Annotated in this window: 6 protein-coding genes; 4 read left to right on the top strand and 2 right to left on the bottom strand. The window is 63.5% G+C overall.

Features of this window, described 5'->3' with window-relative positions:
* The 4 genes from zapE to lpdA all read left to right on the top strand — a co-directional run.
* On the top strand, nt 1-1,036 hold a 1,036-nt coding region (gene zapE / locus KMAL_RS10185; protein ID WP_110095603.1), incomplete at its 5' end, for a cell division protein ZapE.
* Nucleotides 1,037-1,415: 379 nt separating this feature from the next.
* Nucleotides 1,416-4,277 carry a 2-oxoglutarate dehydrogenase E1 component gene (locus KMAL_RS10180; RefSeq protein ID WP_110095595.1) on the top strand — a complete coding sequence of 954 codons (2,862 nt, stop codon included), beginning with the start codon at nt 1,416-1,418 and terminating at the stop codon, nt 4,275-4,277.
* Nucleotides 4,278-4,536: 259 nt separating this feature from the next.
* Nucleotides 4,537-5,787: a 2-oxoglutarate dehydrogenase complex dihydrolipoyllysine-residue succinyltransferase gene (odhB, locus tag KMAL_RS10175; protein WP_110095594.1), complete on the top strand. Its 1,251-nt coding sequence runs from the start codon at nt 4,537-4,539 to the stop codon at nt 5,785-5,787.
* Between the two features lie 73 nt (nt 5,788-5,860).
* A complete protein-coding gene (gene lpdA, locus KMAL_RS10170) occupies nt 5,861-7,600 on the top strand; it encodes a dihydrolipoyl dehydrogenase (RefSeq protein ID WP_110095593.1) in 1,740 nt (579 codons plus the stop codon).
* Nucleotides 7,601-7,834: 234 nt separating this feature from the next.
* Here lpdA and KMAL_RS10165 read toward each other — a convergent pair whose 3' ends face one another.
* Both KMAL_RS10165 and KMAL_RS10160 read right to left on the bottom strand, forming a co-directional pair.
* Entirely contained in the window at nt 7,835-9,559 is a 1,725-nt protein-coding gene (locus tag KMAL_RS10165; protein ID WP_110095592.1) for a putative bifunctional diguanylate cyclase/phosphodiesterase, read from the bottom strand.
* Nucleotides 9,560-9,605: 46 nt separating this feature from the next.
* A complete protein-coding gene (locus tag KMAL_RS10160; RefSeq protein ID WP_110095591.1) occupies nt 9,606-11,828 on the bottom strand; it encodes an EAL domain-containing protein in 2,223 nt (740 codons plus the stop codon).
* Between the last annotated feature and the right edge of the window lie 291 nt (nt 11,829-12,119).

Genomic DNA, 12,119 nt, shown 5'->3' with positions numbered 1-12,119 from the left:
CCCGGTGGTCATGCAGCGGGCGGCCGCGCGTCCCGGCCTGTTCAGCGGCCTGCGCGCGCGGCTGGGCCTTGGGGGCGGGCGCGGGGCGCAGGCGGGACCGGCGCGGCCGCGCGGGGTCTACATGGTCTGGCAGGTCGGGCGCGGCAAGACGATGCTGATGGACCTGTTCTTCGACCTCGCCCCGGTGGAGCACAAGCGCCGGGTGCATTTCCACCGCTTCATGCAGGATGTCCACCAGCGCCTGCATGACATGAAGGTGGCGCAGCCCGACCTTGCCGATCCCATCCCGCCGCTGGCGCGCCAGATCGCGCAGGAGGCGTGGCTGCTGTGCTTTGACGAATTCCAGGTCAACGACATCGCCGACGCCATGATCCTTGGCCGCCTGTTCGAATACCTGTTCGCCGATGGCGTGGTGGTGGTCGCGACCTCCAACACGAAGCCCGAGGACCTGTTCCAGGACCGGCCCGGCGCGGATGCGTTCAAGCCCTTCATCGACATCATCATGCGCGAGGTCGATACCGTCATCCTCGATTCCCCGCGCGATTACCGCCGTGGCGGCGTGCGCGGCATGCGCACATGGATCGTGCCCGCCGATGCGGCGGCGAAGGCGGAACTCGACACCATCTTCACCCACCTTGCCGCGGGCGCCCCGGTGCAGGAGGTGGACCTCGACATCATGGGGCGCATCCTGCATGTCGCCCGTGCGGCGGGGCCGGTCGCGCGCTTCGATTTTTCCGAGCTGTGCGGCAGGTTCCTCGGGGCGGGGGACTATCTCGCGCTTGCGACGCGCTTCCCCAACCTCATAATCGACAGCGTGCCGCGCATGGGGCCGGACAATTTCGACGAGGCCCGGCGGTTCATCGTCCTGATCGACGCGCTGTACGAACAGAACGTCAAGCTGTTCGCCTCCGCCGGGGACCAGCCCGATTCCCTGTATGAACGCGGGCAGGGGGCGAAGGCGTTCGAACGCACCGCCTCACGCCTCGAGGAGATGCAGAGCGCCTCCTACGCGCAGTTGCCCCACCTGTCGGCATAGCTGTTGTGACAACGCCGCGCGCCATGGCCGGGGGTCACGCCATCGTGACGCCCATGGCGCGGCTGTGACTGGTGGGGCGGTAGGCAAAGGGGCCCGTCTTTGCTTGGGTAGTCGAGGAAGTTCCCAGGGTCGGAATTGCGCCACGCGGGGCTGTATTTTCACCATGTTTTCCCCGTTTGGCGGGGGCACATACGAAAATGTCAGCATGCGCCCACAGCAATCCTGACCTTGATGAATGATGGCGGTACCCATGGCCGGGTGCCGCTAGGGTAAGGGCCATAAGCCGGCCCGCGGGCAGGGGCCATCACATGGCGCCATGGATGCGGGACCGGGCAAATAACGCGGCCGACAAGGTCGTCAGTGAGGAGATGTCTTCAAGATGGCGGGCGTAGATATTCTTTCGACCGCATTCAGCGGCTCCAATACGGCCTATCTGGCTGAATTGTATGCACGCTGGGCGGTGGACCCCAAAAGTGTCGATCCTTCCTTTGCGTCCCTGTTCTCCGAAATGGATGAGCAGAGCTCGGAAATCGAACACGATGCCGAAGGCGCGTCGTGGGCGCCACGCGCACCCATGATCACCGGCGAGGAAGGCGAGGCGGTCCCGGCGGGCGGCACGGTTTCCGCCGAAAGCCTGCACGCGGCGGCGGATGACAGCCTGCGCGCGACGCAGTTGATCCGGGCGTACCGCGTGCGCGGCCATCTCGAGGCGCGGCTCGACCCGCTCGGGCTGCAGGTGCCCAAGCCCCATGCCGACCTTGATCCCGCGACCTATGGCTTCGGTCCCAACGACCGTGACCGCCCGATCTACCTTGGCCGTATCGTCGCCAGCCTGATCGGGTCGGAAACCGCGACCATCAACCAGGTGCTCGATGCGTTGCGTGCGGTCTATTGCGGGCCGATCGGCACGGAATACATGCATATCCAGGATCCCGAACAGCGGATGTGGGTGCAGGCCCGCCTCGAAGGCGACAACTGGCGCCAGGGGGCCAGCGCACAGGAAAAGAAGGTCATCCTTGAACACCTGACGCAGGCCGAAGGTTTCGAATCTTTCTGCCAGAAACGCTATGTCGGCACCAAGCGCTTCGGGCTTGAGGGCGAGGACGTCACCATCCCCGCGCTGCATGCCGTGATCGACCAGGCGGCCAGCGGCGGCGTGCGCTCCGTTGCGATCGGCATGCCGCACCGCGGGCGCCTGAACACGCTCGTCAACATCGTGCGCAAGCCCTACACCGCGATCTTCAGCGAATTCGCCGGCGCGTCGTTCAAGCCGGACGACGTGCAGGGGTCGGGGGATGTGAAATACCATCTCGGCACCTCCACCGACGTGGAGATCGGGGGAACGCCGGTCCATATCTCGCTCCAGCCCAACCCCTCCCACCTTGAGGCGGTCGATCCCGTGGTGATCGGCAAGGTGCGCGCGACGCAGGACGATGACGACCCGCACCAGCGTGGCCGCCACATGGGCATCCTGCTGCATGGCGATGCGGCGTTCGCGGGGCAGGGCATCGTCTACGAGACGCTGGCGATGTCGCAGTTGATCGGCTATCGCACCGGCGGCACCGTGCATGTCGTGGTGAACAACCAGATCGGCTTCACCACCGTTTCCATCCACGCGTTCTCCGGCCTGTACTGCACCGACATCGCCAAGGCGGTGCAGGCGCCGATTTTCCACGTCAATGGTGACGAGCCCGAGGCCGTTGTCTACTGCGCGCGCCTTGCCGCCGAATTCCGGCAGAAGTTCGCCTCCGACGTGGTCATCGACATCGTGGGCTACCGTCGCCACGGCCACAACGAATCGGACGAGCCGTCCTTCACGCAGCCGATCATGTACAAGGCCATCGCGGCGCGCCCGACCATCCGCACGCTGTATTCCGAGCGTCTGGTCCGTGAAGGCGTCATGACCGAGGCCGAGGTCGAGAGTGAATGGAACGCGTTCCATGACAAGCTCGAGGCCGCCTACCAGGCCGCGCAGGGCTACAAGCCGAACAAGGCCGACTGGCTGGAAGGCGCATGGCAGGGACTGAAGCCGCCGCCGGTCGATGCGGTCGTGACCATGCCCGAGACCGGCATCGCCATCGACAGGCTGCGTGAAATCGGCGCGGCGCTGGCGAAGGTGCCCGACGACTTCACCGCCAATTCCAAGATCGTCCGCCAGCTCAAGGCCAAGGCCAAGATGTTCGAGACGGGCGAGGGAATCGACTGGGCCACGGGCGAGGCGCTGGGCTTCGGCTCGCTCCTGCTTGAAAAGCACCATGTCCGCCTGTCGGGCGAGGACTGCCAGCGCGGCACCTTCAGCCAGCGCCATGCCGTCCTGATCGACCAGGTGAACCAGAACACCTACGTGCCGCTGAACAACATCGACCCCAACCAGGCGCATATCGAGATCTACAACTCGCTGCTGTCGGAATTCGGGGTGCTGGGCTTCGAATATGGCTACTCGCTGGCCGACCCGAACGCGCTGGTCCTGTGGGAAGCGCAGTTCGGTGACTTCGCCAACGGCGCGCAGGTCATCATCGACCAGTTCATCGCCTCGGGCGAGACGAAGTGGCTGCGCATGTCCGGCCTCGTGATGCTGCTGCCGCACGGGTACGAAGGGCAGGGGCCGGAACATTCGTCCGCCCGCCTCGAACGCTACCTGCAGCTTTGCGCGGAAGACAACCTGCGTGTGTGCAACCTGACCACGCCGGCCAACTACTACCACGCGCTGCGTCGCCAGCTGTTCCTGGATTACCGCAAGCCGCTGATCATCATGACGCCGAAGTCGCTGCTGCGGAACAAGCTGGCGGTGTCGGAGCTGAAGGATTTCGGGCCGGGCACGACCTTCAGGCCGGTAATTGGCGAAATCGACGCCATCGACCCCAAGAAGGTGGAACGCGTCGTGATCTGCTCGGGCAAGGTCTATTACGACCTGCTGACCGAACGGCGCGAGCGCAAGCTCGACACGGTCGCGATCGTGCGGCTGGAGCAGTTCTATCCGTTCCCGGCGAAGCTGCTGGGCGACGAACTGGCGCGCTATCCCGATGCGAAGGTCATCTGGTGCCAGGAAGAACCCGCCAACATGGGCGGCTGGGACTTCGTCGATCGCCGGATCGAGGGTGTGCTGGGCAGCATCAAGCACAAGAGCGCGCGTCCCGAATATGTCGGTCGTATCGCTGCGGCCAGCCCGGCGACGGGTCTTGCGAAGGTGCACCTCGCGGAGCAGGCTGCACTGGTCAACAAGGCGCTGGGCGTCGCGTAAGGGGCATGCGGCGGGGCATGTTCCCGCCGCAACCCGGTCATTTCGTCACGCGCGGCATGGAAAATGCCGGATGGGCATTGCGGCGCGTGGCATTGAACAGGGTCCGGCCCGTCATCGGGGACCGGACAGGGTTAACAGGTCGGATGGCGGCCCTGTCGCCATGTGAACAAGGCCTGAGGTCAGGAACTGTCACGCTGGCCCGTCACGCCGTGGGGAACCGCGACACGGGGTGGGCCGGCAAAGGGATTGGAAAATAGGAATGTCTGCCGAGATCAAGGTGCCGACGCTGGGTGAAAGCGTAACTACCGCAACCGTTTCAAAATGGCTGAAGCAGCCGGGCGATGCCGTATCCGCCGATGACCCGGTGGCCGAACTGGAAACCGACAAGGTCAGCGTGGAAGTTCCCGCCCCGCAGGCCGGTGTGCTGGGTCCGCTGCTGGTGCCCGAAGGGGCGGAGGTCGAGGTCGGCACCGTCCTGTCCACGGTCGAGGCCGGCGCGGGCAAGCCTGCCGCCCCCGTGGCGAAGCCGGCGCCCGCGCCTGCCGCCGGCGTGCAGGCACAGCCGCTGAGCACCGGCCCCGTCGCGCGTCCCGCAACCCCCGCATCTGATGTCGCGGCACAGGGCGCGGCCCATGCGCCGTTCCCCGCGGCACAGAAGATCATGACCGAGCAGGGCGTGTCGGCCGCACAGGTCGGCACCGGGTCCGGCAAGGACGGCCGTATCACGAAGGGCGACGTGCAGGCGTTCCTGGCGCAGCCGCGTGCGGCCACCCCCACGGCCGCCCCGCGCCCGCCGCGCCAGGACGACCCGCGTGAGGAACGCGTGAAGATGACGCGCCTGCGCCGCACCATTGCGCGCCGCCTGAAGGATGCGCAGAACACGGCCGCCCTGCTGACCACCTTCAACGAGGTGGACATGTCGGCGGTCAAGGCGATGCGCGCCGAATACAAGGACGCGTTCGCCAAGAAGCATAACGGCGCGAAGCTGGGCTTCATGTCGATCTTCAGCCGCGCGGTCATCGCCGCGCTGCAGGAATTCCCCGCGATCAACGCCGAAATCGACGGCGATGACGTGATCTATCGCGAATTCGTCAACCTCGGCATCGCGGTGGGTGGCCCCAACGGTCTGGTGGTGCCGGTGATCCGTGACGCCGACCAGAAGAGCTTTGCCGAGATCGAAAGCGCGATTGCCGGCTTTGGCAAGAAGGCGCGCGAAGGCACGCTGAAGATCGACGAACTGTCGGGTGGCACGTTCTCCATCACCAATGGCGGCATCTATGGCTCCCTGATGTCCACCCCCATCATCAACGCGCCGCAGTCGGCCATCCTGGGCATGCACTCCATCCAGGACCGTCCGGTGGCCGTGGACGGGCAGGTCGTGATCCGTCCGATGATGTATATCGCGCTGACCTATGACCATCGCATCGTCGATGGCAAGGAAGCCGTCAGCTTCCTCGTCCGGGTCAAGCAGAACGTGGAAGACCCGCGCCGCCTGCTGCTGCAGGTCTGATGCGGCGGGCGGGGGGCCGGTCCATGGCCCTCCCGCCTGATCCTCCACGATACCGCAAGCAGGACAGAATAGAATGACCATTGAAATCAAGGTTCCGACGCTGGGTGAAAGCGTCACCACGGCCACGATCGGCAAATGGCTGAAACAGCCGGGCGAGGCGGTTTCCGCCGATGACCCGATTGTGGAGCTGGAAACGGACAAGGTCAGCGTGGAAGTCCCCGCCCCGCAGGCCGGAGTGCTGGGCGCGCACAAGGTGGCCGAAGGCGACGAGGTCGAGGTCGGCGCGGTCCTGACCACGCTGGAAGCCGGCGGTGCTGGTGCGAAACCTGCCGCCGCCCCCAAGGCCGCGGCCCCTGCGGCCCCGGCCGCCGCCGCACCTGCCGCACCCGCCCCCGCTGCGACGCCTGCGGCCGCCCCCCCGGCGGAGACGGATTACGATGTCATCGTGATCGGTGCCGGTCCCGGCGGTTATGTCTGCGCCATCCGCGCGGCACAGCTTGGCTTCAAGGTGGCCTGCGTCGAAAAGCGCGCGACCCTTGGGGGTACCTGCCTCAATGTCGGGTGCATCCCGTCCAAGGCGCTGCTGCAGCAGTCCGAGAACTTCCACGCCGCCAAGGATGAATATGCCGACATGGGCATCATCATCGACAGCGTGAAGCTCGACCTCAAGCGCATGATGGCGCGCAAGCAGTCGGTGGTCGATGCCAACGTCAAGGGCGTCGAGTTCCTGTTCAAGAAGAACAAGATCACCTGGCTGAAGGGCGAGGGCCGTGTCGAGGGCACGGGCCGCATCACCGTCAACGGCAAGCCCGTGACGGCGAAGCATATCGTCATCGCCAGCGGCAGCGACAGCGCCGTCCTGCCGGGCGTGGATGTCGATGAAAAGCAGATCGTGACCTCGACCGGCGCGCTGGAACTGTCCGCCGTGCCAAAGAAGATGGTGGTGATCGGTGGCGGGGTGATCGGCCTCGAACTTGGCAGCGTGTGGCATCGCCTTGGTGCGGAGGTCACGGTGATCGAATATCTCGACCGGTTGGTGCCGGGCACGGATAACGAGATCGCCAAGACGTTCCAGCGCATCCTGACCAAGCAGGGCCTGCAGATGAAGCTGGGCCACAAGGTCACCAAGGCCGTCAAGGGTCCGAAGGGCGTCACCCTGACGGTGGAACCCTCGGCCGGTGGTGCGGCGGAAACGCTGGACGCGGACATCGTGCTGGTGGCGATCGGGCGTTCGGCGGCCAGTAAGAACATGGGCCTGGAAGAAGCGGGGATCGCGCTGGACAAGCGTGGCCGTATCGTGACCGACGCCCATTATGCGACCAACGTGCCGGGCATCTATGCCATTGGCGACGTGATCGCAGGCCCGATGCTGGCGCACAAGGCCGAGGAAGAAGGCGTCGCCATTGCCGAACTGCTGGCCGGTCAGGCCGGGCATGTCAATTACGGTGCCATTCCCGCCGTTGTCTATACGTGGCCGGAAGTCGCGACCGTGGGCAAGACGGAGGAAGTGCTGAAGGAAGAAGGCGTCGCCTACAAGGTTGGCAAGTTCCCCTTCACCGCCAATGGCCGTGCGCGCGCGATCGGCATGACCGACGGGTTCGTCAAGGTTCTGGCCGACGCCAAGACCGACACGGTGCTGGGTGTGCATATCATTGGCCCGATGGCGGGCGAACTGATTGCGGAATGCACCATGGCGATCGAATTCGGCGCATCGTCCGAAGACATTGCCCGCACCTGCCATGCGCATCCCACGCTGAGCGAAGCCGTCAAGGAAGCTGCCCTCGACGTGGAAAAGCGCGCCATCCACATCTGATCCGCCTGTCGGGGTGGGGCATGCTGTCCCATCCCACACGGGATGTAAGAAAAAAGCCTTCCGCATGGTCCGGGTCATCCCGTCCGTGTGGAAGGCTTTTTTGGTAAAAGGCTGTAAATTTCAAAAAGTTTTTGGGTGCCGCCTTTTTTCAAAAAGGCGGCGTCTTTCGAAGCTTTTTGGAAAAAGCTTCACCAAAAACTTTTATTCCTGTCAGGCGGTTGTCTGGGGTGACTGTCAGCCCAGATCATGCTCCCACGCATGTTCGCGCGTGATCTTCACCAGATCGGTGGCGGATACCGCGCGGGAGATGAAGAAGCCCTGGATGTAATCCACGCCCAACTGCGTTGCGATATCGAACTGCTTGCGCGTCTCCACCCCTTCGACCGTCACCGACAGGCCGAACCCGTGCCCGAGCTTGATAAGAGCGGCAAGGATGTCGCGATCCTGTTCGCGCGTATCGATATAACGCACGAGGCTGCGGTCGATCTTCAGCGACTTCAGCGGCAGGTTCTTCAGCGTGGACAGACGCACGCTGCCATGGCCGAAATTGTCCAGCGCAAGGCCGAACCCGTCTTCCGCCAGGGATTTAAGGCGCAACTGGCTCTTTTCCGCGCGCCGTCCCTGCAGCATGTGTTCCGTCACCTCCAGCATGAAGGTGCTGGGGTCCATCTTCAGGTGCTTGATCTCGCTGAGCAGGTCCACCTGCTGGTCAAGGCTGAGCAGGTCGAGATGCGACAGGTTCACCGCCAGGCGCAGGTTCGGCAGGCCCGCCTTCTTCCACATGGCGATATCGTCGTGGAACGACTGCACCAGATGGGTTTCCATTTCCTGCGCCAGCCCGGAATCGGCGAACACGTCGGTAAAGGCGCCAGCCGACAGCAGCCCGCGCTGCGGATGGTGCCAGCGCATCAGGGCCTCGGCCTGTTCGATCTGTCCGGTACGGCAGCTCAGGATGGGCTGGTAATAGACCTCGAACTGGTTCTGCTTCACGCCCGCGCGGGCTTCCTTCAGGATCTTGGCGCGTTCCAGCGCGGTCTTGTGCAGGCTGGCGCTGAACATGCGCGCCTGCTTGCCGCCGGCCTGCTTGGCGGCATACAGCGCCACGTCGGCATTCTTCTGCACGTCCTCAAGCGTGTCGGTGGCCGTCAGCGGGGTTGCCCCGATACTGCCGGAGACGCGCACGATGGCGGATTCAAGGTCGATCGGCTCCTCCAGCAGCGCCTGCAGGCGCGTGAGGATGGATTCGAGCGAGTTTTCCTTCAGGCTCTTGTGCAGGATGATCGCGAACTCATCGCCGCCTAGGCGGCTGGTCGCTTCTTCCGGCCCGACAAGTTCGACAATCCGCCGCCCGATCGTGCGCAGCACGACGTCACCCGCATGGTGGCCGTGGATGTCATTGATCTGCTTGAACCCGTCAAGGTCGAACATCACCAGCACGCGTTCGTCCGCGCTGGACTTGCACTGTTCCAGCGTGGCGATCAGGCTGGCGTTGAACCCCCCGCGGTTCAGCAGCCCGGTCATCGTGTCGGTCGCGGCCTGGATCTTCAGCCGCTCCTTGGTGTTCATCAGTTCCGTGATCTCGAACCGCGCGGCGACGAAGCCGATGATGTTCCCGTCCGAACCATGGTGCGGGATGATCGTGGTCGCCACCCAGTAATGGCTGCCGTCCTTGGTGCGGTTGCAGATGTTCCCGTGCCATGTCCGCCCGGAATAGATGGTGCGGTACATGTCACGGAAAAACGCCGGCGTATGCGTGCCGGAATTCAGGAGCCGGTGCGTCTGCCCCAGCAGTTCCGAACGCGAGTACTGGCTGACGTCGCAGAACTTCTGGTTGACGTAGGTTATGATGCCATTCCTGTCGGTGACGGCGACAATCAGGACATTATCGACGACATCAGCCCAGAAATCGGCATCTTCATGTGTAAGGGCCCTGAGTCGGTCGTCGTGTCTGGCGGACATATAAAACCTCGGAACAAAGCGATACGCTGGAATGGTGCCTTAACTTTTAATTCGATTTGTTTTTTTCCGATACCGTCTTTGCCTTGCCGGCCGGTTCGGCCAGGTTCTTGATCGTGCGGCGCTGGCGCACCCACTGTTCAAGATCCTTTGGCGCCAGTGGCTTGGCGAACAGGTAGCCCTGCATCACGTCGCACTTGAGCTCCTCCAGCAGGCGACGCTGCTGCTCGGTCTCCACGCCCTCGGTCACGACCGTCATGCCCAGGCGCGACCCGATGCCGATGACCGCCATGGTCACGGCCTGCGCGTTGGTGTCATGCTCGAAATCGTTGATGAAGCTGCGGTCGATCTTGATTTCCGTCAGCGGCAGGCGCGTCAGGCGCGACAGGGAGGAATAGCCCGTGCCGAAATCGTCCATCGACAGGCCCGTGCCAAGGTTGCGGATGGCCTGCAGCACCTCTTCGGTGTCGCTGCTGCTGTCCATCATGACGCTTTCGGTGATTTCCACCGTCAGGCGGTCGGGCGTCAGCTTGTAATGGTCAAGCAGGTTGGAAATGTATTCCGGCAGCGCACGGTTGCGGAAATGCACCGCCGACAGGTTCACCGCAACCGTGGGGACATGGATGCCGTCCTTGTCCCACTGCACCATCTGGCGGCATGATTCCTGCAGGGACCAGCGGCCGATGGCCTCGATCTGGCCGGTTTCCTCCGCCACCGCGATGAAGCGCGAGGGGAAGATGTTGCCAAGGTGCGGATGGTGCCAGCGCGACAGTGCCTCCACCCCGCACAGTTCGAGCGTATGGGTGCGCACCTGTGGCTGGTAATGCAGGTTCAGCGCCCCGCGCGCCAGCGAATCGCGCAGCGCGGAGCCAAGCACCAGCCGGTCCTGCGCCACCTGGTTCTTTTCCGAATTGGCGAAGCGGTAGGTGCCGCGCCCGTCGGCCTTGGCCTGGCGCATCGCCACGTCGGCGTTGCTGAGCAGGGATTCGCTGTCGGGGCCGTTGTCGGGGAAAGTGCTGATGCCGACACTGCACGAGATGGTCAGCGTGTTCTGCCCGATCTGCATCGGCTTCGCGATGGTTGCGATCAGCATTTCCGCGAACTTGATGGCATCGTCATTGCGGCAGTTGGGCACGGCCACGACGAATTCATCCCCGCCGGAGCGGCTGACGATATAGCCATCCTTGGCGATGGAGCGGATGCGCTGCGCGATCTCGACCAGGAACTGGTCGGCATAGACATGGCCGAGCGCATCGTTGATGTCGCGGAAGCGGTCGATGTCGAGCATGAAGATCGCGAAGTGGTGGTTGCCCTCCTGCTTGGCGATCATGCCTTCGAGCACCTTGTGCACCGAGGAGCGGTTGAGCAGCCCGGTCAGGGAGTCGAAGTTCGACAGGTGGGAAATGTGCTGCTTGGTCGCGTTCTGCTCGAACGCGAGGGCGCAGAACGGGATGCACGAATCCACGATGCGCTGCGGCCACGAATTGTGGCGTGCATCGTCGCGCGAATACAGCGCGAAGATGCCCGAAACCTCGCCCGTCTGGGTCTTGACCGGGGTGGAAAAGCACTGCTGCAGCCCCAGAGAGATCCCGAGCGAGCGGTAGCTGTCCCACACCAGGCGGTTGGCCTGCTTCGGGTCGACGCGAAGCTTCTCCATCGCGGAAGGCGAAAGCTGGACCGTCTCGAGCGCGGTGCGGAAGCGTTTGGGCAGGGTGGGCGACGACAGCACGCGCAACTGCCCGTCGGGCATGATCAGCATCAGGACCGCCACGGCGCCGGGCACGAACCCTTCGACCCGGCGGCACAGCAGGTCGGCCACGTCCTGGATCAGCATGTCACTGGCGAGCGCCTGCAGCACGTCATTCTGCAGGATCAGGATCTTGCGCTGCTGGCTTTCGTTGGTGACGTTCTTCATCACCCCCATGTAGTAGATGCGGCCTTCGCCGGTCAGGACCTTCGAAAGCGACAGTTCCCCGCAGATATATTCCCCGTCCGCGCGGGAGAATTCGACCTCCCGCGACGTGCCGACAATCTTGCTGACGCCGGTGCGGCGGTTGGTGTCGATGAAGCTGTCATGGTCCGCGCGATGCTGGAGCGGCACGAGTGAACTGACATTCTTGCCGATCACGTCCTGCCGGGGCAGGCCCCAGAGGTTTTCGGCAGCCTTGTTGAAAAAGATGACGTTGTTCTTGTCATCAATAATCACTGTCGCATCAATGGCCTGCTCAAGTGCCGACAAGAGGACTTCAGCGCTTAGATGGGACTTGCTCATCATCAACCTCAGGGGAAGAAAGGAAAAAGGATCATAGGGCCTGCGGATCTGAAAGTCATGCGTGCCTGCCGCGCAGGGGTGCCCATGCGGGGTCAGGCGTGCCGGTATCCATAATGATGGCAGGCCATGTGTTTCGGATTTGAAATAAAAGCGGTGGCAGCGTGAGTAATTTTTTCAGAGTAAAGGTGCATTTACAGTCTATGTTTATAAAATGAGACAATACAGGCTTAATTGTTTCTATCAATTCGTACCATGATGTCCAGAGGGATGTTTCCCGTCAAAAGGCAAATA

It is taken from the genome of Novacetimonas maltaceti (assembly GCF_002906255.1).
GTDB classification, from domain to species: Bacteria; Pseudomonadota; Alphaproteobacteria; order Acetobacterales; family Acetobacteraceae; genus Novacetimonas; species Novacetimonas maltaceti.
This window is presented reverse-complemented; position numbering and strand designations above follow the sequence as displayed.